This is a genomic window from Hamadaea sp., from assembly GCF_013362815.1.
In the GTDB taxonomy this organism is placed as follows: domain Bacteria; phylum Actinomycetota; class Actinomycetes; order Mycobacteriales; family Micromonosporaceae; genus Hamadaea.
In genome coordinates this window covers 17064-43182 of record NZ_JABFVK010000008.1, presented here as the reverse complement: position 1 = coordinate 43182, position 26119 = coordinate 17064, and the positions used below count along the sequence as shown (strand labels likewise).

29 protein-coding genes are annotated in these 26119 nt (G+C 68.3%); 9 read left to right on the top strand and 20 right to left on the bottom strand.

Annotated elements, in window-relative coordinates:
* Positions 1 to 29: 29 nt before the first annotated feature.
* The 3 genes from HOV77_RS03485 to HOV77_RS03475 all read right to left on the bottom strand — a co-directional run bounded on the left by HOV77_RS03485 (position 30) and on the right by HOV77_RS03475 (position 1866).
* Complete coding sequence (locus HOV77_RS03485; protein ID WP_290857441.1) at positions 30 to 944, bottom strand: 3,4-dioxygenase subunit beta; 915 nt, start codon at positions 942 to 944, stop codon at positions 30 to 32.
* A gap of 94 nt (positions 945 to 1038) precedes the next feature.
* Positions 1039 to 1344: a hypothetical protein gene (locus HOV77_RS03480; RefSeq protein WP_290857439.1), complete on the bottom strand. Its 306-nt coding sequence runs from the start codon at positions 1342 to 1344 to the stop codon at positions 1039 to 1041.
* A 159-nt stretch (positions 1345 to 1503) separates the two neighbouring features.
* Positions 1504 to 1866 carry a DoxX family protein gene (locus tag HOV77_RS03475; RefSeq protein ID WP_290857437.1) on the bottom strand — a complete coding sequence of 121 codons (363 nt, stop codon included), beginning with the start codon at positions 1864 to 1866 and terminating at the stop codon, positions 1504 to 1506.
* A gap of 107 nt (positions 1867 to 1973) precedes the next feature.
* On the opposite strand from HOV77_RS03475, the gene HOV77_RS03470 reads away from it, so the two are divergent.
* The 3 genes from HOV77_RS03470 (at position 1974) to HOV77_RS03460 (ending at position 4096) form a co-directional block, all read left to right on the top strand.
* Positions 1974 to 2513, top strand: a complete 540-nt coding sequence (locus tag HOV77_RS03470; RefSeq protein WP_290857435.1) for a helix-turn-helix domain-containing protein — start codon at positions 1974 to 1976, stop codon at positions 2511 to 2513.
* 4 nt (positions 2514 to 2517) lie between these two features.
* A complete protein-coding gene (locus HOV77_RS03465) occupies positions 2518 to 2682 on the top strand; it encodes a hypothetical protein (protein ID WP_290857432.1) in 165 nt (54 codons plus the stop codon).
* Positions 2683 to 2782: 100 nt separating this feature from the next.
* Positions 2783 to 4096 (top strand): esterase-like activity of phytase family protein, encoded by a 1314-nt coding sequence (locus HOV77_RS03460; RefSeq protein ID WP_290857430.1) that lies wholly within the window; start codon positions 2783 to 2785, stop codon positions 4094 to 4096.
* A 135-nt stretch (positions 4097 to 4231) separates the two neighbouring features.
* On the opposite strand, the gene HOV77_RS03455 is transcribed toward HOV77_RS03460, so the two are convergent.
* Positions 4232 to 5434, bottom strand: a complete 1203-nt coding sequence (locus HOV77_RS03455; RefSeq protein WP_290857428.1) for a sensor histidine kinase — start codon at positions 5432 to 5434, stop codon at positions 4232 to 4234.
* 72 nt (positions 5435 to 5506) lie between these two features.
* Between HOV77_RS03455 and HOV77_RS03450 the strand changes: the two genes are divergently transcribed.
* Complete coding sequence (locus HOV77_RS03450; RefSeq protein WP_363259563.1) at positions 5507 to 6181, top strand: response regulator transcription factor; 675 nt, start codon at positions 5507 to 5509, stop codon at positions 6179 to 6181.
* Here the strand turns inward: HOV77_RS03450 and HOV77_RS03445 are convergent.
* The 8 genes from HOV77_RS03445 to HOV77_RS03410 all read right to left on the bottom strand — a co-directional run bounded on the left by HOV77_RS03445 (position 6153) and on the right by HOV77_RS03410 (position 14984).
* Positions 6153 to 6908 carry a DUF2071 domain-containing protein gene (locus HOV77_RS03445; RefSeq protein ID WP_290857425.1) on the bottom strand — a complete coding sequence of 252 codons (756 nt, stop codon included), beginning with the start codon at positions 6906 to 6908 and terminating at the stop codon, positions 6153 to 6155. The genes HOV77_RS03450 and HOV77_RS03445 overlap by 29 nt on opposite strands.
* A gap of 63 nt (positions 6909 to 6971) precedes the next feature.
* Entirely contained in the window at positions 6972 to 8735 is a 1764-nt protein-coding gene (locus tag HOV77_RS03440; RefSeq protein WP_290857424.1) for a discoidin domain-containing protein, read from the bottom strand.
* Positions 8736 to 8958: 223 nt separating this feature from the next.
* A complete protein-coding gene (locus HOV77_RS03435) occupies positions 8959 to 10167 on the bottom strand; it encodes a glycosyl hydrolase (protein WP_290857422.1) in 1209 nt (402 codons plus the stop codon).
* Between the two features lie 28 nt (positions 10168 to 10195).
* Positions 10196 to 10984: a carbohydrate ABC transporter permease gene (locus tag HOV77_RS03430; RefSeq protein ID WP_290857476.1), complete on the bottom strand. Its 789-nt coding sequence runs from the start codon at positions 10982 to 10984 to the stop codon at positions 10196 to 10198.
* A gap of 23 nt (positions 10985 to 11007) precedes the next feature.
* Entirely contained in the window at positions 11008 to 11916 is a 909-nt protein-coding gene (locus tag HOV77_RS03425; RefSeq protein ID WP_290857420.1) for a sugar ABC transporter permease, read from the bottom strand.
* Positions 11916 to 13331 carry an N-acetylglucosamine/diacetylchitobiose ABC transporter substrate-binding protein gene (gene ngcE / locus HOV77_RS03420; protein WP_290857418.1) on the bottom strand — a complete coding sequence of 472 codons (1416 nt, stop codon included), beginning with the start codon at positions 13329 to 13331 and terminating at the stop codon, positions 11916 to 11918. Before ngcE ends, HOV77_RS03425 begins: the two co-directional genes overlap by 1 nt.
* A gap of 19 nt (positions 13332 to 13350) precedes the next feature.
* Complete coding sequence (locus HOV77_RS03415) at positions 13351 to 14103, bottom strand: SIS domain-containing protein (protein WP_290857416.1); 753 nt, start codon at positions 14101 to 14103, stop codon at positions 13351 to 13353.
* Positions 14100 to 14984 carry a MurR/RpiR family transcriptional regulator gene (locus HOV77_RS03410; protein ID WP_290857474.1) on the bottom strand — a complete coding sequence of 295 codons (885 nt, stop codon included), beginning with the start codon at positions 14982 to 14984 and terminating at the stop codon, positions 14100 to 14102. The genes HOV77_RS03415 and HOV77_RS03410 overlap by 4 nt, the downstream gene beginning before the upstream one ends.
* Before the next feature lie 120 nt (positions 14985 to 15104).
* On the opposite strand from HOV77_RS03410, the gene HOV77_RS03405 reads away from it, so the two are divergent.
* On the top strand, positions 15105 to 16013 hold the full coding sequence (locus tag HOV77_RS03405) for a BadF/BadG/BcrA/BcrD ATPase family protein (RefSeq protein WP_290857414.1): 909 nt from the start codon (positions 15105 to 15107) through the stop codon (positions 16011 to 16013).
* Between the two features lie 27 nt (positions 16014 to 16040).
* Here HOV77_RS03405 and HOV77_RS03400 read toward each other — a convergent pair whose 3' ends face one another.
* Positions 16041 to 16307, bottom strand: coding sequence for a helix-turn-helix transcriptional regulator (locus tag HOV77_RS03400; protein WP_290857412.1), 267 nt, complete (start codon positions 16305 to 16307; stop codon positions 16041 to 16043).
* 75 nt (positions 16308 to 16382) lie between these two features.
* Here HOV77_RS03400 and map point away from each other — a divergent pair, with 75 nt between their 5' ends.
* Positions 16383 to 17204 carry a type I methionyl aminopeptidase gene (map, locus tag HOV77_RS03395; RefSeq protein WP_290857410.1) on the top strand — a complete coding sequence of 274 codons (822 nt, stop codon included), beginning with the start codon at positions 16383 to 16385 and terminating at the stop codon, positions 17202 to 17204.
* Positions 17205 to 17282: 78 nt separating this feature from the next.
* Here the strand turns inward: map and HOV77_RS03390 are convergent, their stop codons facing one another.
* The 3 genes from HOV77_RS03390 to HOV77_RS03380 are packed head-to-tail and all read right to left on the bottom strand — an operon-like array spanning position 17283 to position 19591.
* Positions 17283 to 17642, bottom strand: a complete 360-nt coding sequence (locus HOV77_RS03390; protein WP_290857408.1) for a hypothetical protein — start codon at positions 17640 to 17642, stop codon at positions 17283 to 17285.
* A gap of 9 nt (positions 17643 to 17651) precedes the next feature.
* Entirely contained in the window at positions 17652 to 19172 is a 1521-nt protein-coding gene (locus tag HOV77_RS03385) for a multicopper oxidase family protein (protein WP_290857405.1), read from the bottom strand.
* Positions 19169 to 19591 carry a hypothetical protein gene (locus tag HOV77_RS03380; protein WP_290857403.1) on the bottom strand — a complete coding sequence of 141 codons (423 nt, stop codon included), beginning with the start codon at positions 19589 to 19591 and terminating at the stop codon, positions 19169 to 19171. Before HOV77_RS03380 ends, HOV77_RS03385 begins: the two co-directional genes overlap by 4 nt.
* A 155-nt stretch (positions 19592 to 19746) precedes the next feature.
* On the opposite strand from HOV77_RS03380, the gene HOV77_RS03375 reads away from it, so the two are divergent.
* On the top strand, positions 19747 to 20850 hold the full coding sequence (locus HOV77_RS03375; RefSeq protein ID WP_290857401.1) for a sensor histidine kinase: 1104 nt from the start codon (positions 19747 to 19749) through the stop codon (positions 20848 to 20850).
* Positions 20847 to 21512 (top strand): response regulator transcription factor, encoded by a 666-nt coding sequence (locus tag HOV77_RS03370; RefSeq protein WP_290857398.1) that lies wholly within the window; start codon positions 20847 to 20849, stop codon positions 21510 to 21512. Before HOV77_RS03375 ends, HOV77_RS03370 begins: the two co-directional genes overlap by 4 nt.
* Here the strand turns inward: HOV77_RS03370 and HOV77_RS03365 are convergent.
* Complete coding sequence (locus tag HOV77_RS03365; RefSeq protein ID WP_290857396.1) at positions 21464 to 21943, bottom strand: GNAT family N-acetyltransferase; 480 nt, start codon at positions 21941 to 21943, stop codon at positions 21464 to 21466. The two genes, HOV77_RS03370 and HOV77_RS03365, sit on opposite strands and share 49 nt — an antisense overlap.
* A 141-nt stretch (positions 21944 to 22084) precedes the next feature.
* On the opposite strand from HOV77_RS03365, the gene HOV77_RS03360 reads away from it, so the two are divergent.
* Positions 22085 to 23344, top strand: a complete 1260-nt coding sequence (locus HOV77_RS03360; RefSeq protein WP_290857393.1) for an ATP-binding protein — start codon at positions 22085 to 22087, stop codon at positions 23342 to 23344.
* Here HOV77_RS03360 and HOV77_RS03355 read toward each other — a convergent pair.
* Genes HOV77_RS03355 through HOV77_RS03345 form a run of 3 tightly spaced genes read right to left on the bottom strand, consistent with a single transcriptional unit; the run spans position 23334 to position 26053 of the window.
* Positions 23334 to 24221 (bottom strand): aminoglycoside phosphotransferase family protein, encoded by an 888-nt coding sequence (locus HOV77_RS03355; protein WP_290857391.1) that lies wholly within the window; start codon positions 24219 to 24221, stop codon positions 23334 to 23336. The genes HOV77_RS03360 and HOV77_RS03355 overlap by 11 nt on opposite strands.
* Positions 24222 to 24272: 51 nt before the next feature.
* Complete coding sequence (locus HOV77_RS03350) at positions 24273 to 25157, bottom strand: carbohydrate ABC transporter permease (RefSeq protein ID WP_290857389.1); 885 nt, start codon at positions 25155 to 25157, stop codon at positions 24273 to 24275.
* On the bottom strand, positions 25157 to 26053 hold the full coding sequence (locus HOV77_RS03345; protein WP_290857383.1) for a sugar ABC transporter permease: 897 nt from the start codon (positions 26051 to 26053) through the stop codon (positions 25157 to 25159). The genes HOV77_RS03350 and HOV77_RS03345 overlap by 1 nt, the downstream gene beginning before the upstream one ends.
* Positions 26054 to 26119: the final 66 nt, after the last annotated feature.

Here is a 26119-nt window from a genome sequence, read left to right as displayed (position 1 = left end):
CCCCTCCTGCTGGACCACAGTCGACAGTGCTACTTGGCCGGGGCCCGCCCGCCCCCGCCCGCCTTCGTGCCGGTGTCCACGCCGACGTTCAGCGCCACCTTGTAGCCGTTCGTGGCATCGCCGGTCACCGTGCCGAGCTGGGACGTCCCGGAGTCGTCGCCGAAGACGTTGTCCGTGCTCAGACTGACCTTCGCGAGGTTCGTCACCGACTGCTCGTAGCCGGCCGTCGCGTACGCCGTCTTGCAGACGTCGGCGGGCAGGGCTACCTGGGAGGTCGCGATGGCGTTGGTCGAGTCGGTGAGGCCGGCCTGGTCCGGATAGACCTCGAAATGGATGTGCGGCCACCGGCCGTCATAGCACGCCGGAAAGACACTGGTGAAGGTCACCTTGCCCGTCGAGTCGGAGACCTGTACGCCCCGGAGGTAGTTCTGATCCGTGACGCCCTCGGAGTAGAGCGAGTACTTGCCGTCGCGGTTGGCGTGCCACACGTACACCGCCACGCCCGCGAACGCGCCGCCGCCGTCGGCCAGGTCCTTGATCGTCAGTTCCAGGGTCATCGGGACGCCCTCGGCCGTTCCGCTCGCACTGCCGAAGCTGGACCGGATGTCGCTGCGTACGATGCCGCTCTGCGCCAGGACGTCGGGCCCGTTCGAGCCGTCGCCCGGGTAGGGACCGGCGGTCTCCTCCGGGATCTCCCCGGCCGAAGTCGAAACGTTGTCGGCGGAGGTGCCGTCCGATCCGCTGTCCTCGGACTTCCCGCAGGCGGCGAGCCCGAGCCCGGCGACGCCCAGCCCGAAGGCGGCCAGCAGCTTGCGCCGCCCGAGGAGGGTCTGCATGTCGAACCGCAGTCCCTGGTCGTAGATGTCCTCCTCGGGCTTGGGCAGCGGACGGCCCTCGTAGGTCGGCGGTTGCGCTGACGGCCCGGCTGGCGCTGTCTTGCCCATCACGTCTCCTCTTGTCTCGGCGTTCACCCCATCCTGGGTGCCGTTCCTCGGGGAACTCCGGGACGAATCTCGACGTGACCTGTGAGTCCGCTGCTCAGGCGGTGGGCGTACGCACGGGGAACGGGTCGTCGGGGAACACGGCCGACCACACCACCCGTTGCTGCTCTGCCAGGGCCGGCTCGGCCCGCGTTCCGACGGCGGCGCACCAGTCTTCGGCGGCGTACGCGCCGTCCCGGACGGCCTGGGCGAACTCGTCATGGAACCAGCCGTGGCGGCCGGCCGCGATGGCGGCGCGCAGATCGGCAAGCGTATGCGGATCGAGGTCGTGGGCGTAGACGCGGAGCACCTGCTCCAGCCGGAGGCTGACGCCAGCGTGCGAGAACTGCTCAGAAGAGATCATGATTATCGCCGTGAGGGGTCGGCGCCACCGGCGGTACGGCGGCGGAAATGGCCGGTCCGTAAACGTCTGATGACACCTTACGCACAAGTCCGGGCACCCCGGCAACCCCACGTACGCAATCGGGGTCGCACATTCGGGCACCCGGAACCGCTCTCCTTGTCACATGGCGACGGCGAGCCAAACGGTGACGGCGGCCAGCACCAGCAGGACGATGTTCAGCCCGATCAGCCGCGCCTCCCCGCGCGACAGATGCAAGGCGATGCCGCCGACCTGGATCAGCACCAGTCCGACAGCAGCCGCAATGGCAAGTCCCGGGAGCACTCCGGTCAGTTTCGGCAGGATCAGTCCGATCGCGCCGAGGACCTCCAGCGTCCCGATCGTGCGGACGAGCGGCAGGGGCACCTGATCCACCCAGCCCATCATCGGCCGCAGCTGATCCTTCGACTGCGTGACCTTCTTGCCGCCGGCGTACGCGTAGAACAGGGCGAGCAGCCCGGCCAGAATCCAGTAGGCGACGTCCATGAGGGGCCTTTCCAGGATGGTTACCGTTGGTAAGTAGCCTCATCATGCGTGAGTTTCGGAGGGCCTACAAAAGGCACACAGATGTGCGTAAGGCACAAGGAGGCGTCATGTCGGAGTATGAGCACACGTGCCTTATCCGAGGCGACGGCGGCGCGACGCTGCGGGCGATCCTCGACCAGATCTGCAACAAGTGGACGTTGCTCGTCGTGGCGACCCTCGATCAGGGCCGGCTCCGGTTCACCGACCTGCATCAGCAGATCCCCGGCATCTCGCAGCGCATGCTGACCCTGACGTTACGCAACCTGGAACGGGACGGCCTCGTGCAGCGAGAGGCGTACGCCGAAGTCCCACCCCGCGTCGAGTACTCGCTGACCGCCGTCGGCGAGAGCCTCATCCCGCCCGCGTTGGCGCTGGCCGGATGGGCCATCCAGCACGTACCGCACATCGAGGCCAGCCGCGCGGCGTTTCAGCCGCGTACCAACAACCGCCCGGGCGCGGGTGGTACGCCAGCTACGTCATCCGGGCCGCGAGACGTCGCAGACGTACCACCCGCGCCCGGACCGTCCGCGACCCCGGCCGCAAAGCCCGCGACCCGCGTCGCAAAGCCCCCGGCCGCAAAGCCCGCGGCCGCGAAAACGCGGGTATAGCCTGGTGGACGGCGGGATCGTCCGGTCGGGCCTCGGCCGTGTCGTGTACGCCTTGTCCGCCGACCAGCTCGTCGAGCTCAACCCGGGTTCGGCGTGGCCGACGGTGCCGCAGGACGGGCCAGCGTTGTTCGACGAGGCCCGGATCCCCATCGAGACCTACTACAAGTAGGGAGTTTCGCCGGGCGTTGGGCCGGAAGCCATCCAGAAGTCGGCCGTAGTTGGCCGAGCTCCAAGACGGTGAGCGCGATACCTAGTCAATGGAGGTCTAGATGACGTCGCGCCGCCGTGCCGCCGCGCTCGCCGTACCCACCGTCGCCGCGCTGGTGGCGACCGCCGCGCCCGCTGCCGCGAACGACTGCCCGCCGGACGGGCCGCGGGTCGTCCAGCAGGCCACGCTGCCCCCGATCGCGCTGGGCGCATTCAGCAATTCGCTGCTTCCGGGCAGTGTCGCCGACGACCGCGGCGTGAACCTGGGCGGGATCGGCAGCGACATCTTCCCGGCGGGCCGGCCGAACGAGTTCTGGACCGTCACCGACCGCGGTCCAAACGGGCAGATCAAGATCGGCAAGGAGAAGCGGCGTACTTTCCCGGTCGCCGGGTTCGATCCGGCCATCGTGAAGATCCGCCTCCGGGGCGATGTCATCGAGGTGCTCGACGCCATCCCGATCACCACCGCGTCCGGGCAGCCGGTGACCGGCCTGTCGAACCAGGCCACGCGCGACGAGCAGCCCTACACCTATGACGCCGCGACGCCGCTCGGCTTCAACCCCAACGGTCTGGACACCGAGGGCATCGTCCGGGCGCACGACGGCACCTTCTGGCTCGCCGACGAGTACGGCCCGTCGCTGGTGCACGTCTCGGCGCAGGGCCGCGTCCTCGCCCGCTACGTCCCGCAGGGCCTCGGGCTCACCGGCGCGGACTACCCGGTCGTCGAGGCGCTGCCCGCGATCTACCTCACCCGCAAGACCAACCGCGGCTTCGAGGGCCTCGCCTTGCTGCCCGACGGCGACCTCGTGCTCGCGCTCCAAAGCCCACTGCTCAACCCCGACAAGAAGACCGGGGAGGCGTCGCGCACCACGCGTCTCTTGCGCTTCTCGCCGCGCAAGGCTCAGGTGATCAGCGAGTACGCGTACCGCTTCGACCCGGTATCCATTGTGGATCCGGGGCAGACCGATCCGGCTGAGTTGAAGATCTCGTCCATCGTCGCGGTGGGGCCGTCGACGCTGCTGGTCGAGGAGCGCACCGACAACGCGGCCCGGCTTCATCGCGTACGCCTGCCGAAGGGCGAGGGCATCCTGGGCGGGCAGTGGGACGATCTCTCCACCACTCCGTCGCTCGAGGCGGCCGACGACGACGCGTACGCCTTGCCCAAGGAGCTGGTGATCGACCTGAACACCATCGCCGAGGCGCCGAAGAAGATCGAAGGCATCGCGGTCGTGGACCCGCACACCATCGTCGTGATCAACGACAACGACTTCGGGATGTCCGACGGCACCGGGGCGTTCGACGCGAACGGACGGCTGATCGACAGCGGCATTCTGACTCGCGTTGTCGTGATCCGGCTCAACGGCGTACTCGAATAGAAATGCAGGGGGCGGCCGGAGACTCCCGGCCGCCCACCCCCCGTTGAACTCCACAACTCTGTCATGGGCCCCGGGCCGTGACATCGCCGTGGAGATCGACTTCTGACTACCGCAGAAGTTGTAGAGAGGGTAAACCTACGTGGTAGGTCCCTCGGGGATCGGAAGCGTGAGCGCCACCTCGAAGCCGCCGCCGGGACGCGGCCCGGCTCGCAGGCTGCCGCCGTAAAGGCGCGCCCGCTCGCGCATGCCGATGAGCCCGTGGCCCTCGTGCGAGGCCTCGCGATCCGGCCGCGTGCCCGATCCGTCGTCGGCGACGGTCGCCTGGAACTCCGCGCCCCGGAAATCGAGGGTGACGGTGGCCTTGGCCTCGCCCGCGTGCTTGAGCACGTTCGTCAGCGACTCCTGGATGACCCGGTACGCACAAAGGTCGAGCCCGGCGGGCAGCGACCGGCGCGGGCCGAGCACCTCGACGGTGGTGGCGACGCCGGCCGCCCGCATCCGATCGGCGAGCCGTTCGACCAGCTCGACGCCGGGGGCGGCCTCTTGCGGCGGCTCGCCGACGCCGACCGTGGGGGCCCGCAGCAGGCTGAGAATGCGGCGCAGCTCCTCGTTGCCCTCCCGCGCCGCCCCGGCGATCACCGACAACGCCGACCGGGCAGTCTCGGGCTGTTTGTCGAAGACGTACCCGGCGGTGCCGGCTTGGACGGCGATGACCGACATGTGGTGCGCGACGATGTCGTGCAGCTCCCCCGCGATCCGCATCCGCTCGTCCGCGACCGCGCGCCGGGCGCGGTCGGCCTGCTCCCGATGCAGCCGTTCGGTGACCGCCGCGAGCTCGGCGTTGCGCAGCGACAGCTTGCGGGCGTTGTCGCCGAACTTCCAGACGACGGTGAAGAAGACGACCGCCATCGCCACGACGCTGGCCATCGACGAGTGCGGCGTACGCACGCCGGAATAGACCCACACCCCCGCCAGGGCGACCGCTGACGTGATCGCCATCCACCGGGGTCGTTCCGCCGTGACGGTGTAGAGAGCCACGAGACTCCCGTACGCGTTGAGCGCCGGGTAGTACCCCAGGCCGATGAAGGTGAGCCAGGAGAGCCCGCAGATCACCAGCACCGTCATTGGGGCCTTGCGCCGGAACGCCACGGGCAGGTTGGCCGCGAGCGTGAGGAGGTACGCCGTCAGGTCGAGGGTCGGCCACTGATCGTGCGCTTCCCGGCCGATGAGGATGGCGACGGTGGTGTAACCGACCGCCAGCAGCACGTCTAGCAGCGGCGGAATCTTCGGTGACCGGGCAGGCAGCGCGAAACGGCGCCGGGGGTGGGCGTCTGGCACGCGCCGAAGCCTACTCGCGGGTCTACTACAGAAGTTGCAGACGAGGTTACCCCGCACGGTACGATCCAGCGCGTGGTCCGGGTTCTCGTCGTCGATGATCAGATTCTGATCCGGGCCGGTCTCGTCGCCCTTCTCAACGCCGCGCCCGGCATGGAAGTCGTCGGTGACGCCGCCGACGGCAGGCAGGCGATCGCGATGGCCGCCGAGCACAATCCCGACGTCGTGGTGATGGACGTGCGGATGCCCGGCCTCGACGGCATCTCGGCGACCCGGCAGATCGTCTCGCAGGGCGATCCACCGCCCCGGGTGCTCATCCTGACGACGTTCGATCTCGACGAGTACGTCTACCAGGCACTTCGCGAGGGCGCGAGCGGCTTCCTGCTCAAGGACACCCCGCCCGAACGGCTGCTGGCCGCGGTCACCACCGTCGCCTCGGGCGACATGCTCTTCGCACCCACCGTCACCCGGCGGCTCATCGAGGCGTACGCACCGTCGGGCGTGCCCGGCGCCGGCGAGTATGCCGAGCAGCTCGCCACGCTGACCGCCCGGGAACTCGAAGTCCTCCGGTGGGTCGCCAAGGGCATGTCCAACCAGGAGATCGCCGATCAGCTGGTCGTCTCCGAGGCGACGGTGAAGACGCATCTCAACCGCGGCATGGTCAAACTCCGGTTGACCAACCGCGCCCAGGCGGTCGTGTACGCGTACGAGGCCGGGTTGGTCACGCCCCGCCGGATGCAGGCTCCTTGAGCAGCCAGCCGCGCCCGAACTTCACCGGTACGCCGGGCGAGTAGAGCACGCTCACCGGTGGCCCGTCCGGAACCGGTACGCCACTCGCACTGATCAGCTTGTCGTCGAAGGCGAGCAGTTCGGCCCGGTGCAGCGGCCATTCGGGGTGCTCGTTGGGCAGGTACAGGGTCCGCCCGTACCAGGCGACGTGCAGTCCCCAGCGTGCGGTCACGAACTGCTCCATCGGGCTCGGTTCGGCGATCCGCTCGCCGATGCGTACCGCGACCCGGCTCGGCAGTCCACGCGGACCCGGCCAGCGACGGCGGCCGGTGTAGACGAGGCGGTCCCCGGTGTGCTCGATCTCCATCGACGACCAGATGTACGGCAGCCGCAGAGCGGCCCGGCCGCAGAGAACGGGGATCAGCCGGGCGGCGTCCAACGATCGGAACACCACCCCGCGACGGCCGGCTTCGTCCACCGAGTAGAGGCGTACGTTGGTCTCGGGGAAGGTGCCCAGGTAGGGCAGCCCCGGTCCGGCCAGCAGCCCGACCCGGTACATCTCGAAGGGCACCAGGCCCACGTAAGTCACGCCGTCGAGGGTGTCCGGGTGCGTACCGGGCGGGAGCAGGTTCGCCACCGACGCGGGATCGACCGCCCAGTGCAGCATCGCCAGCCGACGCCACTGCTGCACCAGCAGCGGTACGCGTACCGGTCGGGGGGTCAGCGGTGTCACCGGCTCGGCAGCCACACCCCGACCATACGCGTTGGAGTGGGCTGGGAACCGGGCGAACCCGGCTCCCAGCCCGGGCGCTCACCAACCGACGGCGACCAGGAGGTACTGCGGGTTGCCGTGGGAGACGAACGACGACTGCCCGGCGTAGTCGTCGTAGGGGAACCCGTACGCGAGCCGGTCGATGGCGTGGTCGTGCCAGAACTTGGCGTAGTAGTTGGCCGGAGAACCCTGGTAGTACAGGCTCGGCGTGGACCATTGGGACTGCGGCAGATGGGCGACGTGCCGGTTGAGCGCCGAGCACATCCCGGCGTCGTTGGCGAGTACGCCCGCGCAGCCGAAGATGTCGGAGGTGGGTGCGGACACCCCGACGGAGTTGGCGTAGCTGGTGAAGTAGTTGGCATTCACGCCACCGGTCCGGAAGCTCGGGTCGCTGCCGGGCGCGATGATCCGGTACGGCGCCTGGGTCTGCGCCAGCACCTTGAACTCCTGCGGCACCTCGTTGATGAACTTCTGGAAGGTGACCGCCCGGTCCTCGGCGAAGGTGGCCTGGTCCTCGCCGACGGAGACGTCGTATCCGTCGTGCGCGTGCAGGCGCATCGCCAGCTTGACGCCGAAGGCGTCGACCCGCGTGGTGTTGCCGTTGAAGACCGACGCGCCGACGGTGAACTCGATGAAGTCGTAGTACTGACTGGTCGGCGAGCCGAGGTAGAAGTACATCCGGCCGGCCGAGTTCACCGGCATGTCGAGATACTGCTGCTCGGCGATGGAGTGCGTCTGGCCGTTGAAGCTCCAGTACACCTGGCTGTCGGGGTACTTGCCGTTGGTGCGATTGAGCACCTTCACCATGACGACGTTCGTCGCGGGCGGGATCGTGCTCGTGTCACCCCAGAAGGAACCGCTCGTCGGGGAGGGGGACGCCGTGGGGCTCGGCGACGTCGTGGAGCCGGTCGTGCGTACGGTGAATTCCCAGAGCGAATACCCGTACGCAGTCGCCCGCGCGGTTCCGTTCATCCGCACATAGCGGCCCGATCCGTTCACGGCGAGCGTCTGGGTTCCGCCCGTTCCCGTGGTGGTGCTGTAGACCGTCGTCCAGGGACCGCTCGCCGACGCGGCCACCTGAACCTGGTACGCCGTCGCGTACGCCGCTTCCCAGGCCAGCACGACCTGGCAGACGGTCTGCGTCGAGCCCAGGTCGACCTGAAGCCACTGTGGATCACTGAACGCGCTCGACCAGCGCGTACCGGTGTTGCCGTCGACGGCGGCGCTCGCCGGCGTACCGGCGTTCTCGGTCGACGACGCCGTAGCGGGTTTGCCGAGCGCGGCGTTGCCACTGCCGCACGACGACGTCGTGAACTCGCCGTAGACCTGGAACTCCCACAGCGAATAGCCGTACGCCGTCGCGCGGGCGGCGCCGTTCATCCGGACGTAGCGGCCGGAGCCGGTCACCGTCAGGTTCTGCACGCCACCTGTTCCGGTGGTGGTGCTGTAGATCGTCGTCCAGGGACCGCTCCCCGAGGCGGCGACCTGGATCTGGTACGCCGTCGCGTACGCCGCTTCCCAGTTCAGCGTGACCTGGCTCAGCGTCGCGGTGGCGCCGAGGTCGACCTGGATCCACTGTGGATCACTGAACGCGCTCGACCAGCGCGTACCGGTGTTGCCGTCGACCGCGGCACTCGCCGGCGTACCGGCATTCTCGGTCGACGACGTGGTGACGGGTTTGCCTTGGGAGATCAGGGTCGGCGCGGCTCCGGCGCTCGTGGCGAGGCCGACGGCCGTCGTCAGACCGAGCACGAGCGCGAGGGACGCGAGGAGAGCAAACGTTCTCCGAGAGCGGGCGGGCATGGGCGGCTCCCTGGGGACGAGAGGGACGGGCGGACGGGAGAGCGCTCTCTCGCAAGAGACTCGCGACCATCGCCGTCGATGTCAAGCCATCGACCCAAGTTGGCACCCCACCCGCCCGTGAGCGTCGCGGCCGCGGCGCTCACGACAGCTGTAGATCACGGTTACGCATGCCTCCCAGCGCGGAGAAGCATGCGTAACCGTGATCTACAGCTAACAACTGGGGCTAGCAGCGCCCGAGGTCCTCCCACTGAGCGGTCCAACCCGGCTCGGAACCCTGGGTCCACCACCGAGCCCGCCACAGGTGCAGCCCGTCCCCGGACGGCGGCCCGGACGGGTCACCGTACTTGCTGCGCTCGTGCACCACCCGGTCGCCCGTGTTGTAGACGCCCGAGATCGTCCACGCGGGAACGCCCGAGCACCCCGCTGGAACCGAAGACGACGGCGAGACCGAAGCCGACGGAGAGACGGAAGGCGAAGCGGACGGCGAGTGGGACGCACTGGCCGAAGTGGACGGTGACGGGTTGGTGCACGTTCCCGAGGAGTCCACCGTGTCGGTGAAGCCCGTCCCGGCGCTCCGGTAGGAAGCGGCCCGGGTCACCGCGTCGGCCGGCGCGACGACCTGGTTCTTGGCGAAGTACAGCCAATCCACCTGCTCGATGTATTTGCTCTGCCCACCGGTGTGCGCGGCGGTGTCGATGAACCACAGGTTGTAGTTGATCGTCATCGTCTGCCGGGGGTAGAACTTCCCGCTGTGGTCGCCCACCAGCGTCCCGTCGATGTAGTACTTCACGTGGCCGCCGGACACCTGCGCGACGAGGGTACGCCAGCCGTCGTAGCTCTGGCGCTCCTCTGAGTGCACGTTGTCGGCGTACCAGGGCTCGTTGCGGTAGGTGTACCAGGTGGTCTGGTAGTTGATCGGGCCGGTCTCGCCCCATCCGCCATTGGGCAGGTACTCCGAGATGTCCAGTTCGGAGTAGGTCGGATCGAGGTCGCCGTTGAGTGGGCTGATCGTGAAGAACGTCTCGTTGATGTGATCGCCGTCGTTCCCGCCGGCCGCCGCGTCGGTGAATCGGATGCGGGTGGCGTAGGTGCCTTCGAAGTAGCGCTTCTGACTGGTGTAGATCTCCGCGTGACTCGTGCCGGCGGCGGTGCCGTCGGTGGCCGAGTTCAGCTGCATGATCCCCGAGGACGGGAAGGTGATGTTGGCGGCGCTCCAGGTCGCCCCGGGCACGCCCGGGCCGCCCTGGTAACTGCGCGGCACCCAGCCGTGCGCGGTCAACGACGAATCCGCCGACGACGTGTAGTTGAAGTCGTCGAACAGGATGCCGCAGTCGGCCGCTACTGCCGCCGGGGCGCCGATGCCCACGACGGCCGCCAGGGAACCGGCGACGAGCGCCGCCGCACTGGCAAAGGCAGTGAGTTTGCCGGACATGATGGACTCCTCAAGGGGGGATGAGGAACTAACGGACAGCGCCGGCGGTCAGACCGGCGCGGAGGTGCCGTTGGAACGCGACGTAGGCGAACAGCACGGGCAGCATCGCGATGACGAGCCCGGCGAACAGTCCGCTCCAGTCGCTGCGGTAGCCCTGGCTGACGGACAACGCCGCCAGCCCCTGTGCCAGGACGTACCGATCGGGGTCGGGATTGAGGACCAGCGGGAGCAGGTACTGGTTCCACAGTCCGAGGAAGTTGAAGATGCCGACGCTGACCAGCCCGGAGCGGGCCATCGGCAGCATCACGCGGGCGAAGACCCGCAGGTGGGAGCAGCCGTCCAGGAACGCCGCCTCGGCGACGGCGGACGGCAGGGTGCGGAAGAACGAGTGCAGGAAGAACACCGTGAACGGCATCGCGTACGCGGTGTAGACGAGGATCAGCCCGGGATAGGTGCCCAGCAGCCCCATCTTCTGCACGATGAAGAAGAGCGGGACGAGCGCCAGGAACACCGGGAAGAACATCGACGCGACGAAGGTGTAGTAGACGAGCCGGTTGCCGGGGAACTCATACCGGGCCAGGGTGTACGCCACCAGCGACCCCAGCGCCATGGTGAGCACCAGAGCGCCGCCCACGACGATGAGGCTGTTCAGGAAGTACCGCCCGATGTCGGCGGCGTTCCAAGCCCGAGCCCAGTTCTCCAGCCGGATCGACGACGGCGGGGACCACGGGCTGGCCAGGATCTCCGCGTCGCTCTTCACCGAACTCATCAGCGCCCACACCAGCGGGAACGCCGTGACGATCGCCCACGCCACCATGACGCCATGCAAGCTGACGCGCCTCACGCGATCTCCAACCGCTCGGTACGCCGTCCCCGCAACGCGAGCAGGGCCACGGCCAGGGTGAGGAAGAACAGGGTGACCCCCATGGCGGAGGCGTAACCGAACTTCCCGTAGGTGAAGGCGTTGCGGTACAGACTGAGCCCGATGACCTCGGTCGCGCCGTCCGGCCCGCCGGGGCCGACCGTCATGATCTGCACGATCGCGAAGCCGTCGAGCGCTGCGATTCCCAAGTAGACGAATGCGACGCGGACGTTGTCGCGTACCAGGGGCAGTGTCACCTTGCGGAACGTCGCCCAGGCGCCCGCGCCGTCGATGAGCGCCGCCTCGTAGAGCTCTCGGGGAATGGCGTCCATCGCCGCGCTGAACAACACCATGTAGAAGCCGACCGACGACCACACGATCACCGCCATCACGGCCGCCAGCGCGAGGTGCGGCTCGGCGAGCCAGCTGTGCGCCAGCCCGCCGAGGCCGATTCCGCGCAGACTGCCGTTGAGCAGCCCGTTCGTGGGGTTGTAGACGAACTGCCAGAGCACCGCGACGATGGCCAGCGACAACAACTGCGGGAAGAAGTAGACCACCTTGTAGAAGGCCGTCCCGCGTACGCCGTCGAGGCCCCGCCGCCCGCCCAGATGCAGCACGCTGGCCAGGAACAGGCCGATGGCGATGGTCACCGTCGGCACGACGATCAGCATCACGGCGTTGTTGCGCAGGGCGTCGAGGAACAACGCGTCCTCGCCGAGCCGGGCGTAGTTGCCCAGCCCGACGAAGTGCGCGCCGCCCGCGACGCCCGTCCAGTCCGTCAGCGACAGGTAGAACGCCTGCGCGTACGGCGACAGCACGAACAAGGCGTGCAGCACCAGCGCCGGAGCGAGCGCGCCGGCGACGAACCGGAGTTTCCCGTGACGCATCAGCGCTGGTACTTCGTGACGCTGGAGTCCTTGGCGACCGCGTCGGCCGCCTTCTGGATGCGCTCGGCCCACGCCTGCGGCGTGATCCGCTTGTTCGCCAGCTCACCGGTCGCGTCGTCGACCGCCTTCGCCAGTGGTGCGTACCAGGATCGGAAACGGAAGCTGAAGGCCTCCTTGCCCGCGCCGGCCACCGCGTCGCGTACCGACGAAAGCCCTGACGTGAGAGTGAGCCCGTCGGTGGCCCCGGCGATCGCGGGCAAGGTGGCGTTCGCCTCGGCGAACGCCTTCGCGGACGCCTTGGAGAAGAGGATGCGCAGGTACTCGAGGCCGCCGGCGGAGTTCTTCGCCTTGGCCGGGACCAGATAGGACTCGCTGCTCGCGGCCTGGACCGCGGTCCCGGCCATCTTGTCGCCCGCGGTCAGTGCGGGCACCGTGCCCATGACCATGTCGAAGCCCGCGGGCACGACGCCCTTCTGCTCGCTCTCCAGCCACGATCCACAAGGGATGAACGCGGCCTTGCCCTGGCACCACGCGGCCTGAGATTCGGTGTGCGACAACGCTTCCGACCCGGGCATGATGTATCCCTTGCCCGCGAGTTCCGCGATCGCGCTCGCCGCGCCGATCAGCGCGTCGCTCTTCCACGCGTTCGGCTCCAGGTTGTCGACGGCCTTCAGCAGGTCGGTCCCGCCCGTCTTGGCGGCCATCGTGAGCAGCGGGTCGTTCAGGTATTCGGGATACTTGCCCTGGTAGGTCCACGGTGCGATGCCCGCGCGCTTGATCTGGTCGCACAGCGCCAGCATCTCGGTCCAGTTTTTCGGGTACGCCCAACCGTGCTTGTCGAATAGGGGACGCGAGTACCACAGCCCCCAAACCGTGTACGTCAGATTGAGCGTGACCACCTTTCCGGCCAGCGTGCCGTCCTCGATCACCCCGGGGAGCAGCGTGTCGCGGACCTTCGCCGCGGAGTTGTCCCAGGCGGGCGCGTCGAGCAGTTCGGTCAGGTCGGACAGCTTGCTCGCGGCGGCCAGCGTGGGCAGGTCGAGGCGGCCCGCGCCGCTGTTGTCGACCACGTCGGGCGGGGTGTCGGCGACGAAGCGGGGCTGCAGCGCCTCGCCCACTCGCTGGATGCCCTTGTGGTCGATCTTCGCCTTCGGATACTTCTGGGCGTACTGGGCCTCGGCGTTCTTCGCGTAGTCGTCGCCGTAGCCGCCTTTGAAGACGACCACTTCCAGGGGCGCGTCGGGGACGACACCCAGCGGATTCTCGGCCGTCTTCGCCCCGGTGGCGGTGCCGTTGCCGGAGTCGCCGCCCGAGGTCACGCACCCGACCAGGGCCGGAGCGGCGACGCCGGCCAATGCCGCCCCGAGGACGGCCCGGCGTGGAGTGCCATACTTCGTAGTGGGGATCTGAACCATCGCAGCGGTTCTCTTTCTCCTAAGCGGTACGCCGGATGCGCCCGGCGTACCGCGCCTCTGTCTGAGCGTTGTGTTCGCGCCCGCCGGGCACGTTGTCGGACAGGTAGACCGGCGGGGTGATCCCGGCGTCGAGCAGCCGGGCGACTACGTCGGCGACGAGCTGTTGCGCCAGCACCGCCGCCGTGATCGAGGAGACGGCGCCCACGCTGCCGCCCCCAGGCAGGGGCAGCGCGGCGTCGCCGTAGGGAGCGCCGTTGTCGAGGACGACGTCGGCAAGGTCGAGGAGCTTCTGGCCGGACGGGTGCCGGGAGTCGACGCCGGAGCTATGGGCTAGCGAGGTGATGGCGATCAGCGGATGCCCGGCCGCCTTGACGACCCGGGCCAGTTCGACCACCGAGCCGTTGACCCCGGAGTTGCTGGCGATCACGAACGCGTCGTCCGGCCCGATCGGGGCCAGATCGTAGAGCCGCCGCGCGATCGTGTGGTCGCGTTCGAGCCCGGGGTCGGCCAGGATCGAGGCCGGTTCGCCGCCGTAGTGGACGAGGTCGCGCAGCGCGATCCGGTTGCTGGGCACCAGTCCCCCGGCTCGGCCGGCGATCTCCATGGCCAGCGCCTCGGAGTGCCCGCACCCGAAGGCCTGGATCACCCCGCCCTTGCGTACGCAGTCGGCCAGGATTCCGGCCGCCGCCGCCAGGCGGTCCGGCTGATCGGTGCCGACCCGTTCGATCGCCTCCCGGATGACGCTGAGAAATTCAGCGCTACTGATGGTCACGTGGTTGTGCCTTTCTTCGTCCGCTTCGGGGTTTCGGGCAGCCGATGGGCGTCGACGGCGCGGACGGTGACCTCCAGCGCTTCGGCCGTGCGGTCGAACGTCTTCTGCGCGACCGCGACGTAGATGAGATCCAGCACGACGAGCTGCGAATGCAGCGCCGACAACGCGGCCAGCCGGAAGGTCGTCTCGTGGACCGAGGTGGTCAGGACGATGTCGGCGACCTCCGCCAGCGGCGACCGCCCGAACGAGGTGATCGCGACAGTGGTGGCACCATGGTCGCCGGCTTCGGCCAGCGCCTCGATGACTTCCCGCGTACGCCCCGAGTGGGACAACCCGACGGCGACGTCCCCCGGCCCGAGCAGGGCGGCATTGGTCAACGCCCGGTGCGTGTCCGGCCGGTACCAGACCGGGATGCGGATGCGCTCCAGCCGGAACGCCATCTCCTGACCGGCCGTGCCACTACTGCCCAACCCGAAGATCTCGACGCGGGAGGCTGCTGCGATCGCAGTCGCCACCTCGTCCACCGCCACGAGGTCGAGACCGGCCGCCGTCGACTGGATCGCCCGCGTGTCGGCGGTCGCGATCACGTTCAGCGCACGGTCGAGCGAGTCACCCGGGGCGATGTCGCCGCTGATGTCGGTCTCCCACCGAGCCTGCTCGGCCCGGCCGGTCTCGGTCGCGACGGCGACCCGGAGATTGGCGTACCCCCGGAAGCCGAACATGCGGCTGAACCGGGTGACGGTGGCCGTCGAGGTGCCGGCCCGCTCGGCCAGATCCACGATGGACGCATGCGCCGCCGCCTGCGGATCGGCGAGGATCTGCTCGGCGATCCGGGCCAGCGCGTCGGGCAGGCCGGGCCCCTCCGTCTTCAGGCGCTCCATCAGGCCGCCGCTCACCACCGTCATCGTCTTCACCTTTTTCATGTTCTTCTCGGTGCGATGAAAATTACGATCGCGACCAGGTCTTGTCAATAGTAGTTTTCGCGTGCTTCGATGACCTGCGTGAACGCGCTGATGGTGGGAGTCGACGCCGGTGGGACCGGCACCCGCGCCGTGGTGGCCACGGTGGATGGCGTCGTCCTGGGCCGGGGCCAAGGCGGTCCCGGCAATCCGCTGCGCCATCCCTCTGCCGCGGTCTCGTTCGAGCAGGCCGTCGGGGCCGCGCTCGCCGGGCAGGATGCCTCTCGCGTCGTCTCCGCCGGGCTCGGGGTCGCCGGTCTCACCGGCCTCCGGTTCGCGGACTACTCCGGCGCTTTGGTTCGGCTCGGCGTTTCCGCTCGGTTGTGCGTGTACGCCGACGCGGTCACGGCGTTCGCCGCAGGCACCACGTCAGACCACGGCGTCGTGCTGATCGCGGGCACCGGAGCCATTGCGGCTCGCGTACGCGATCGGCAGGTCACCGCGACCGCCGACGGATTGGGCTGGCTACTCGGCGACCGGGGTTCCGGGGTGTGGCTCGGCCTATCCGCCGTACGCAGCATCGCCGTTCACTGGCCGGGAACGCCGTTCGCCTCAGCCGTCGCGTCACACGCGGGCGTGGAAACCGTCGACGAACTGCTCGCCTGGGGCAACCGCACTACCCCGGACCAGTACGCCGCCCTCGCCCCCGTCGTGTGTTCGCACGCCCTCTCCGGCGATCCTCTTGCCCAGTCCCTTGTGGACTCCACCGCCACCGAGTTGCTCCGTACGCTCGACGAACTCGGCCCACCGGCCGGACCGGTGGTCCTCGCCGGCGGCCTCCTCAGCGGGCGTACGCCCGTGTCCGCCGCCCTCACGCGCGCCCTGGCACGGCGTTCCGTCTCTCACGCCGTCGCCGGCGACCCGGCGCTCGCCGCCGCCCGCCTCTCCCTCCGCGTTGATCATGAACCCAAGGTCCCCCTTGACGGCGTGTCGCCGCCCCCAATCTCATGATCAACGGGGTAGCAGCCAACTATCCGGTCAGGACGCCTGGCGGACCGGCATCCCGGCGAGCCAGGCTTCGGCCAGCTCACCGAGGGAGACGTCGAGCGCCTGGCTGAGACAGACCACCGTGCCGAACGCGGGGGCCGGAAGACGGCCCGCCTCGATCTTGCGTAGCGTCTCGGGAGAGATCCCCGCCGCCAGAGCCACCTCGACGAGGCTGCGATCCGCTCGCGCCGCACGGAGCGTCGCCCCGAGGCGGCGGCCTGCGGCGATCTGTTCGGCGGTCAACGGGTGGCGAACCATGCCCGTAGGATAGCCCGCCCTACCCGGCTCGGCCTGGCGTGGTATAAAAATACCGTACGTCAGAGGGAGGGTGTCGTGATCGAGCTCAAGTCGGCTGACGAGATCGCCAAGATGGCAGTGACCGGCCAGTTCGTCGGCGAACTGCTGGCCGAGCTGGGCCGCCTCGCCGCCGTCGGCGTCAACCTGATGGACATCGAGCACCAGGCCCGCCATCGGATCACCGAGCGCGGCGCGAAGTCGTGTTACTGGGACTACGCTCCCTCGTTCGGCCGGGGCCCGTTCCGCAACGTGCTCTGTCTCTCCGTCAACGACGCCGTACTTCATGGCCTGCCGCACGACTACGTCCTGCGCGACGGCGATCTGCTGAGCATCGACATGGCAGTAGAAATCGACGGCTGGGCCGCCGACTCCGCGCTCTCCGTCATCGTCGGTACGCCCGACCCGGCCGACCGGAAACTCATCGAAGCCACCGAGGTCGCCCTCGAAGCCGGCATCGCCGCCGCCCAGCCCGGCGGCCGTCTCGGAGACATCTCCGCCGCGATCGGCGAGGTCGCCCACTCCTACGGCTATCGGGTCAACGGCGACTTCGGCGGCCACGGCATCGGCCGCACCATGCACGAATCGCCCCACGTCGCCAACGACGGCCGAGCCGGGCGCGGCATGAGACTCCAACCCGGGCTCACCATCGCCATCGAACCCTGGTTCTGCCGCACCACCGCCAAAATCCGCTACGACAAGGACGGCTGGACGATCCGGTCTGCGGACGGCTCGCGTACTGCTCATTCCGAGCACACCGTCGCCGTCACGGCGGGTGGACCCCAGGTCTTGACACGCCGTCCCGCTCCGAGCGCTCCCCCGGCAGAGCCGGCTTCCGACCGCACCTCCGCCAGCCACTGAGCCTGCCCCGGCGACTTGCAAGATCCAGTGCCCGAGGTCAGCGTTCCATGGCCGATTTCGTAGATCAAGTACCCGCCATCAGCGCTCAACGCCTGGTTTTGCGCTGACTACCGGTACTTGATCACCGAATCGGCGCGGCACATCGCTGATCACTGGCACTTGATCACCAGACTGCTGCGACGGCCCGGTCAACGCGGCGAGGTCGTCCGCGATCCGAACCACGTCCTCATGGAAGGCAACGTGACGCCCTCGTCTGTCTGCCCAGGTCAGGCTGTCGAAAACGGCTTTCTTCGCGGCTCCCGGCGGAAGGATGCCGGCCTTCGCCAAGACCCACATCGAGTCCCCGAAGTCGACACCGTGACTTCGGAGGTGAGCGAGGATCTCCTCCAGACCGAGGCCCGACTGAGCAAGTGTTCTCGCTTCGGAGACGGCGTCCACGCGCTCAGGCTAGACGACTTCGAAGTTGGCCATCATCATCATGTCCTCGTGCTCCAGGTTGTGGCAGTGCAGCACGTACTTTCCGCGGAACCCGGCGAACTTCACGAGCAGGTCGACGCTGCCGCCGTTGTCGAGGTTCACGGTGTCCTTCCAGCCCTGCTGAGCACCATCCATGATCTGGAAGCCGGCGAGGTGGATGTGGAAGGGGTGCTCGACGTTGAGCGCCCGGATCGTCCACTTCTCCACGGTGCCGAGTTTTGGCCGGGCGACGATGTAGTCCTCGCTGAACGGCTTGCCGTTGACCGTCCACAATGTCATGCCGTGTGCCTCGGCCCCGCCACGGGCGAAGACGATCTGCCGCGAGGTGACGGCTTGGTTGGGCGAGAGCTGTTCGCGGGCGGCGAGTTTGTCGGGGATGCGGCTGTCGTCCGACCCCGTACGCGCAACGACGAAACGCATCACGTCAGCAGTCCCGCCGCGGCCGTTGCCGTTGCGCATCGTGATCTGTTGACCTGGCCGGAAGCCGGAGAAGTCCACGATGACGTCGTACCGTTCGGCCTGGGCGATCTCGATCTTCTTGCGGCTGATCGGCCGTTCGAGCAGGCCGAGGTCGCTGCCGATCTGGACGAAGTTCGCCCCGGAATCGAGCGTCAACGAGTAGCGCCGGGCGTTGGAGGCGTTGAGGATGCGGAACCGGTAGCGGGCGGCTTCCACTTCGAGGACCGGCCAGGGCGCGCCGTTCACGAGGATGCAATCGCCGAGGACTCCGCTGACGTAATCCCTGGTGACGCCGGGCGTACTGGTGAGCGACGGGTCGACTGAGGGGTAGCGGAAGGAGCCGTCGGCTTCGAACGCCCGGTCGGCGATCATGAGCGGGATGTCGCGGTCACCCGAGGGCAGCCGGAGAGACTCCTCGAGGTCGTCCTTGATCAGGTGGAATCCGGCGAGGCCGCGGTAGACCTGCGGTCCCGTGAAGTCCATGCGGTGGTCGTGATACCAGAGGGTGGCGGCGGGCTGGTCGAGGTCGTAGACGTAGTCCCGGGGGCCAGTGGTCATCGTCCCCATGTGCCCCGAGTGCGGCCCGGTGCCCATGATGAGGTCGGCCGGGTAGCCGTCGTGCTGCGGCGCGACCTTGCCGCCGTGGAGGTGGACCGAGACGGGCACGGGCAGTTCGTTGCGGTGGGTGACGACCGTACGCCGGCCGGCCCGCGAGACGAGGGTGGGCCCGGGGAAGATCCCGTTGTAACCCCACACCGTCGTCGAGACGCCGGGCAGGATCTGCGCCTGCGCGACCTTCTGCGTGATCTCGTAGTAATCGGTGGTGCCGTCGGTGCGTACGGGTGACAGGACGGGCGGGATCGGCAGCGGCACCTTGAACCGGCCCGGCAGGTCGAGCTTGCTCTCCAGCAGGCTGCCGGCGCTGCCCTGGGCACTGTTGTTCGCGCCGCCGGACGCGATGATCCCGTCACAACCGGCCAATCCAACGGAAGCAACGGATCCCAGCAGCAAGGCTCGGCGAGAGACGCTCATCGCGTACCCCGCATCCGCTGGACGAGCAACGCGATCAGGCCGGTGACCGCGCCCCAGATCCCGTTCGTGAGCAGCACCGGGATGAGGGCGAAGCCGAGCAGCGCCGGGTTCAGCCCGGCCGACGGGTCGTCGGCGAAGATCCCGACGACGCTGCCCATGGCCAGCTCGATCACCCCGTACGCGGCAGCGGCGGCGGTCAGCGTGAGGACCGGGCGCTCGACTCGGCTGAGGCCGACGACCGCGATCCAGATCACCGAGATCGCCGCCAAGACGCCGAGGTGGGTGACGGCCTCGCCGAGGGTGTCGTCCATTCCGGTCACGCTGATGAGCGGGTGCACCAGCGCGAGCCCGCCGAGCCCGAGGATCAGCGGCCACGGCAGCCGCCGGAGGCCCTCGGTGAACTGTTTGACGTCTTCCATGCAGGCAACGCTAGGAATCGGCGGCCGCCGGCACATCGGACCACGATCGCGTACCGGGACTCGAAAACGCGGCCCTTAGGGGTCGTCACCGGTTGACCCCGGAAGTCGTCGTCAGGCGACGTTCAGCAGGTCAGCTGCCCCCTAACATCGACCTTATGGAGGACGAGACGGCGCCCTGGGTGGTCGACGTGCTGTTCGGCGTCTTCGTCACGCTGGCGATCGCGTTGATCATCGCCACCGACCGCGCCGACGCGCCGCCCGGCCCTGCGGCGTACGCCTTCGCCATCGGGTTCGGCGCCCTCATGCTCGTCCGGCGGCGTACGCCGAAAGCAGTGCTCGTCGCGACGACGCTCGGCCTGTTCGCGTACTACACGATGGGGTACCCGGCGATCGGCGTCGCCATCCCGGTCGTGGCCGCCTTGTATTCGGCAGCCGAGTTGGGGCTCCTGCGGCCCGCGATCGGAACTGCCGTCGTAGTGGTGAGCGTGTCGTGGTTCTTCCGCTTCCAAGGCGGCGAACCCGCCGCCTACCTGCTCGGCTACGAACTGATCTCCAACGTCGCACTACTCGCCGCCGCGATCGCGCTCGGCGACGGCGTACGCTCCCGCCGGGTGATCCGGCGCGACGAGCAGGAACGGCTGACCCGGGAGGCCGAACGCCGGTTGCAGACGCAACGCGAGATGATCGCCCGGGACCTCCACGACTCGGTCGGCCACACGATGTCGGTGATCGCGTTGCAGACGAACGTCGCCGCCGAGGCGATCGCCCGGGGTGACTCAACAGTCGCAGTGAAGGCCGTCGGAATCGTCCGAGACACGGGCGAGCAGACGATGCGGGAGCTGAGGAGCACGGTGAAACTGCTGCGCACGCAGGAGACAGCCGTCGTGTCACTCAGAGACCTCGACGGCCTGATCGCGTCGGCCGAGGCGACCGGCCTCACCGTACGCTCCGAAGTGGACACCAGACTCGATCGGATCTCCCCCGCCATCGACGCGGCGGCGTACCGGATCGTGCAGGAGGCGTTGACGAACGTGATCCGCCACGCGCAAGCGCAGAACGTACGCATCGCGCTGAGCCAGGACGAGCACAGCCTCCGGCTGGAGGTCAGCGACGACGGGCACGGCGGGCCGGTGGCGACGACCGGGCACGGCCTGCGGGGCATGAGCGAACGCGCTCGCCTGCTCGGCGGCAGCCTGACGGCCGCGCCGGAGAACCCCGGGTTCACCGTCACCGCCACTCTTCCCGCGAGGCTGGCATGATCCGGATAGTGATCGTCGACGATCAGGAACTCGTCCGCGCCGGTCTGCGTACCCTTGCGGAAAGTGAGGGAGACATCGCGGTCGTGGGCGAGGCCGCGACCGGAAGTGACGCGGTCTCGCTGGTGCGGAAAGAGCGGCCCGACGTGGCCCTGATGGACATCCGCATGCCCGGCCTCGACGGACTGGAGGCGACCCGGCGCATCGTCGCGGACCCGGAGCTGCGCGAAGTCCGGGTGTTGATGCTGACGACCTTCGATGAAGACGAGCACATTTCGACGGCGCTCCGCCACGGCGCTGCCGGTTATCTCCTGAAAGACATCCGCCCGGGTGATCTGCGGCATGCGATCCGCGTGGTGGCGGCGGGCGAGGCGCTGCTGTCCCCCGCCGTGACCCGCAAGGTCATCGCGAGTTACACGAGCGTCCGCACCCGCCCTGAGCTGCTCAGCGCCCTCACCGAACGCGAGCGCGACGTGCTGCGGGAGATCGCGCTCGGTCACTCGAACACCGAACTGGCCGCGCGCCTGCACATCAGTGCCGCGACCGCGCGCACCTACGTCAGCCGCCTGCTGGCCAAACTCGCCGCGCGCGACCGCGCCCAGCTGGTCGTCCTCGGCTACGAGAGCGGGCTGGTCAGTCCGGGCGAGCTCAGCGCCTTGGCATAGCAGAGGCTCAATTCCCATTGGTCATAGGGCGGATAATTCGGAATGCGGAGGAATCCCGCCCGCTCGTAGACCGCGATCGCCTCGGGCTGGCGCGGCCCGGTCTCCAAGCGCATGCTCGTCAGTCCACTTGCGACGGCCAGCTCCTCGGCCGCGCCCATGAGCCGCTTGCCGATCCCCAGACCGCGGTTGCCCGGCCGCACATACATCCGCTTCAGCTCCGAGTCACCGCCGTCGAGCGACTGCAACGCGCAACACCCTTCCGCGCGACCGTCGACCAGCGCGAGCAGGAACCGCGCCCGCTCCTTCACCTGCGGGTGATCGAACTCGATCTCCTCGGGATATCGCGCGTCCAGCTCCGCGCGCAACTCGCGGACGAGCGGCGCCACGCGAGGATCGCCCTCGTCGGTCTCCACGATCTCCACGGTGGTCACGCCGCGTCCTTTCCACTGGTACGCCGAAAGCCATGATCGGCCGAACCGTTCGACCGTATAGCCGCCCTGTTAAGGGCACGTTTCACAGCCAAGATCCACGAAACTGCTAGCGTACTACCGAAATTTCAGTAAGATGACGTGGTGATTCCTCGGTTGGCGACGAACCGCCTGATGCTGCTGGCGAACGGTCTTCGAGCCGTGGTGATCAACGGACCTCGCCAGTCCGGCAAGACCACACTCCTACGCAGCTTCCAAGCCGTTCACGGCGGCGAGTTCTACTCGCTGGACGACGAAGCGACGCTGACGGCCGTCCGGGCCGATCCCACGACCTTCGCGTCCTACGGACAGCGCCCTCTCATCATCGACGAGATTCAGCGCGCGGGCGACCCGTTGGTGCTCGCCATCAAGCAGGTGCTCGATCGGAGCACCGACCGCGGCCAGTTCCTGTTGTCCGGATCAACGCGATTCCTCACCGTGCCCACGCTCTCTGAATCGTTGGCGGGCCGGGTCGGATTCATCGAGCTGTGGCCGCTGGCAGTCGCGGAGCGCGTGGGGCAGCCCGGTGACTTCTGCGGCCACGCCTTTGCCGGACCGGAGTCGTTCCTGGGCGCACCTTCGTCGCCCTGGACTCGCGATCAGTACATCGATCTCATCTGCACTGGCGGCTATCCCGAGGCGATCTTCATTCCCGACGCTCGCGTACGCGCTGCCTGGTTCGATGGTTACCTGAACACCGTGGTGCTACGCGATGTCACCAACTTCGCCACGATTCAGCACGGTGCCCTGATCTCCCGCCTGCTCGGATTGATCGCCGCCCGCTCGGGTGGGCCGATGGTGCCCTCCGACCTGTCTAGGGTGGTCGAGCTGTCGCTGACGACCACCAAGAACTACCTTTCCTACTTGGAGATCGTCTTCCTGCTGAGCACGGTTCCGGCCTGGTCCACGAATCTGGTGTCCCGGATCGCCAAGTCACCCAAGGCATACGTCAACGACTCCGGATTGGCCGCTCATCTGCTCGGCGCGAGCCCGGAGAGTCTCCGACGACCCGGAGACCGCTCACTCGGCGGCCTGGTCGAGACATTCGTCTTCAGCGAACTCACCAAGCTGCTCAGTTTCGGTGCCAGTACGGCGACGATCTACGGGCTGCGCAATACCGATGGCCGCGAGGTCGACTTCATCCTGGAGGAGCGGGACGGCCGCGTCGTCGCTTTGGAGATCAAGGCGGCGGCCTCGGTCGGCCCGAACGACGCCCGGCACCTGATCTGGTTACGCGACAAGCTCGGCGATCGCTTCGCGATGGGCGCAGTCGTCTATCTCGGCCAGCAGACCGTCCCCCTGGGCGACCGGCTGCTTGCGCTTCCGTTGTCGACTCTGTGGGGAAACCAGGCCATTACTCCGTGAGGAGTTCGGTGAGGGCGTGGTGGGACTCGTCCTCACGCGGCGAGCCGGTGCCACGGCTGTCGGCGTACACGATGAGCGCTTTCCAGAGCGCCCACCCGCGTCCGCGCGCCCAGGTGCCGTCGTCGACCCCGAGCGCCTCCCGGTACGCCGCCCGGCTGGACCCGGTGAACATGCCCCACGCGATGGCGAGATCGCAGGCCGGATCGCCGACGCCGGAGGTGCCGAAGTCGATGACCGCAGCGAGCCGCCCGTCCCGGACGAGCAGGTTGTTCGGGGAGATGTCGCCGTGGAACCAGACGGGCCGGCCGTCCCAGGTCGCGTCGAGCCCTTCCTGCCAGATGCGACGGCAGAAGTCGCCGGGGACTGCGTCGCCGAGCTTGGCGATCGCCTCGACCGTCTCGTCGTGATACGTCGTGAGCGGGCCGCCGCGGAAGAAGTTGTGCTCGCCGGGCCCGGGAGCGCCGGTGGTGTCCGCTTTCGCGAGCGCGACCAGGAACTCCGCGACGTCGACGGCGAACTCCGTCAGGTCGCGAACGCGGTCCGGCCGCGCGAGGTCACCGTCGATCCAGCCGTAGATCGACCACGGAAACGGGTACGCCTCATCCGGCCGGCCGTGTCCGAGCGGCACGGGGATCGGCAGCGGCACCGAGGCGGCCAGCTTCGGCAGCCACTCCTGCTCTTTGGCGACCTGGCGGGCGTACCAGGGTCCGCTGGGCAGCCGCACGGTCATCCGGTCGCCGAGGTGATAGGTGCGGTTGTCCCAGCCGTCCACGGCCACCGGCCGGACGGGCAGGCCCGCCCAGTGCGGGAACTGCGTACTAACGAGGTGCCGGACCAGGTCAGGGGTGATGTCGGGGCGTACGTCGGGGTAGATCATCGTGACCATTATGCCGGGTTGATCATGGCGTACGCCCCGGGATTGAAGCGGTCAGCCTTTGATCGCGCCCTGCATGATGCCCCCGATGATGTGCCGGCCGAGGATGCCGAACAACGCCAGCAGCGGCACGGTGGCGATGAGCGTGCCGGTCAACGACAGCGAGTAGTCCTGGACGTAGCCACTGGCGAGAGTGGACAGTGCCACCTGCACCGTCGGATCCTCGGGGGTCAGGACGACCAGCGGCCAGAAGAAGTCGTTCCACGCCGTCATGAAGGTGAGCATCCCCAGTACGGCGGCGGCGGGGCGGGCGGCGGGCAGCACGACGTGCCAGAAGATCCGGATGGTCGAGCAGCCGTCGGCCCGGGCCGCCTCCAGCAGCTCGGTGGGGACCGCCTCGCCCAGGAACTGCGTCATGAAGAAGACGCCGAACGCGCTGACCAGCGACGGCGCGATCACGGCGTACATGGTGCCCGCGAGGTGTGCCTTGATCATGATCAGGTATAGCGGGATGATGCCGAGCTGTGTCGGCACCATCATGGTGGCCACGATCATGAGCAGCATCGCGTTGCGGCCACGGAAGCGCAGTTTGGCGAAGGCGAATCCGGCGAGCGTCGAGAAGAACACCACGCTGATCGTGATCGCCCCGGAGACGATGAACGAGTTGGTCAGCGCCCGGAAGAACGGCACCGTCCCGAAGGCGCGGTCGAGGTTCTCGAAGAGGTGGCTGCCGATGCCGAACGGCGGTGGCACCGCCCCGAGCACGGAGTTGTCCTGCGAGGCGACGACGAGCGACCAGTAGATCGGGAACCCGGAGAAGACGGCCAGCCCGGCGAGCGTCAGGTACGCCAGCTTCCCCGGGCGGCGCTCGGCCCGGTAAGGCTTGCGGCGCGGTTCGGCCACTGGGCGGACGGCGGCCCGAGAGAGCACGGTAGTCATCAGGACCTCCGCAGACGGCTGGTGAGGAAGTAGTTCGCGACGGCGGCCAGCACGATCACGCCGAACATGGCCCAGGCCGCCGCGGCGGCGTACCCGAAGTCGAATCGGGTGAAGCCGGCCTCGTAGAGATATAGGCCGAGGGTCTGGAACTGACGGTCGGAGCCGCCGGTGGTCGACGAGCCGCCGAAAAGCAGCGGTTCGGCGAGCACTTGCATGCCGCCGATGGTCGAGACGATGACGGTGAAGATGACCGTCGGCCGGATCGCGGGCAGCGTGATCCGGGTGAGTTGCTGGAAGCCGGTCGCGCCGTCGAGCTCGGCCGCCTGGTAGAGATCGCGCGGGACGGCCTGCATCGCGGCGAGGTAGATGAGCGCGTTGTAGCCGGTCCACCGCCAGATGATCATCACGGAGATGGCGACCTGGGACGAGGCGGTTCCGGCCTGCCAGTCGATGTGGCCCGCGCCGAACAGACCGAGCACCCAGTTCACCAGCCCGTATTCCTTGCCGAAGACCTGGCTGAAGATGAGCGCCACCGCGGCGACCGACGTGATGTTGGGCAGGAGCGCGGTCAGCCGCCAGAAGGTGGGAGCGCGGAGCCGCTGGTTGAGCGTATTGGCGAGGAACAGCGCGGCGACCAGCTGGGGAACGGTGGACAGCACCCAGATCTGAGCCGTGTTGCGCAGCGCGTTCCAGAAACTCGAGTCGGTGAACAGCGTGGTGTAGTTGCCGAGGCCGATCCAGGGGTGGGTGTCCTCGAGCAGGTTCCACTCGTGCAGCGACACCCATCCCGTGTACGCCAATGGGAACAGCCCGAAGCTCGCGAAGATCAGGAAGAACGGCGTGACGTACAGGTAGGGCGAGCCTTTGACGTCCAGCCGATGGAAGAACGACCGCATGCGGCTCCTTCGGAGTGAATCGGAGAGCGCTCTCCGAGCGAGCATGCGACCGCACGCTTTCCGTGT

What these genes read in the sequence shown, in the direction of transcription:
- HOV77_RS03485 (WP_290857441.1), bottom strand. Translation starts at nt 944, where the DNA reads ATGGGCAAGACAGCGCCAGCCGGGCCGTCAGCGCAACCGCCGACCTAC.
- HOV77_RS03480 (WP_290857439.1), bottom strand. Translation starts at nt 1,344, where the DNA reads ATGATCTCTTCTGAGCAGTTCTCGCACGCTGGCGTCAGCCTCCGGCTG.
- HOV77_RS03475 (WP_290857437.1), bottom strand. Translation starts at nt 1,866, where the DNA reads ATGGACGTCGCCTACTGGATTCTGGCCGGGCTGCTCGCCCTGTTCTAC.
- HOV77_RS03470 (WP_290857435.1), top strand. Translation starts at nt 1,974, where the DNA reads ATGTCGGAGTATGAGCACACGTGCCTTATCCGAGGCGACGGCGGCGCG.
- HOV77_RS03460 (WP_290857430.1), top strand. Translation starts at nt 2,783, where the DNA reads ATGACGTCGCGCCGCCGTGCCGCCGCGCTCGCCGTACCCACCGTCGCC.
- HOV77_RS03440 (WP_290857424.1), bottom strand. Translation starts at nt 8,735, where the DNA reads ATGCCCGCCCGCTCTCGGAGAACGTTTGCTCTCCTCGCGTCCCTCGCG.
- HOV77_RS03435 (WP_290857422.1), bottom strand. Translation starts at nt 10,167, where the DNA reads ATGTCCGGCAAACTCACTGCCTTTGCCAGTGCGGCGGCGCTCGTCGCC.
- HOV77_RS03430 (WP_290857476.1), bottom strand. Translation starts at nt 10,984, where the DNA reads ATGGTGGCGTGGGCGATCGTCACGGCGTTCCCGCTGGTGTGGGCGCTG.
- HOV77_RS03425 (WP_290857420.1), bottom strand. Translation starts at nt 11,916, where the DNA reads ATGCGTCACGGGAAACTCCGGTTCGTCGCCGGCGCGCTCGCTCCGGCG.
- ngcE (WP_290857418.1), bottom strand. Translation starts at nt 13,331, where the DNA reads ATGGTTCAGATCCCCACTACGAAGTATGGCACTCCACGCCGGGCCGTC.
- HOV77_RS03410 (WP_290857474.1), bottom strand. Translation starts at nt 14,984, where the DNA reads ATGGAGCGCCTGAAGACGGAGGGGCCCGGCCTGCCCGACGCGCTGGCC.
- HOV77_RS03400 (WP_290857412.1), bottom strand. Translation starts at nt 16,307, where the DNA reads ATGGTTCGCCACCCGTTGACCGCCGAACAGATCGCCGCAGGCCGCCGC.
- HOV77_RS03385 (WP_290857405.1), bottom strand. Translation starts at nt 19,172, where the DNA reads ATGAGCGTCTCTCGCCGAGCCTTGCTGCTGGGATCCGTTGCTTCCGTT.
- HOV77_RS03380 (WP_290857403.1), bottom strand. Translation starts at nt 19,591, where the DNA reads ATGGAAGACGTCAAACAGTTCACCGAGGGCCTCCGGCGGCTGCCGTGG.
- HOV77_RS03375 (WP_290857401.1), top strand. Translation starts at nt 19,747, where the DNA reads ATGGAGGACGAGACGGCGCCCTGGGTGGTCGACGTGCTGTTCGGCGTC.
- HOV77_RS03370 (WP_290857398.1), top strand. Translation starts at nt 20,847, where the DNA reads ATGATCCGGATAGTGATCGTCGACGATCAGGAACTCGTCCGCGCCGGT.
- HOV77_RS03355 (WP_290857391.1), bottom strand. Translation starts at nt 24,221, where the DNA reads ATGATCTACCCCGACGTACGCCCCGACATCACCCCTGACCTGGTCCGG.
- HOV77_RS03350 (WP_290857389.1), bottom strand. Translation starts at nt 25,157, where the DNA reads ATGACTACCGTGCTCTCTCGGGCCGCCGTCCGCCCAGTGGCCGAACCG.
- HOV77_RS03345 (WP_290857383.1), bottom strand. Translation starts at nt 26,053, where the DNA reads ATGCGGTCGTTCTTCCATCGGCTGGACGTCAAAGGCTCGCCCTACCTG.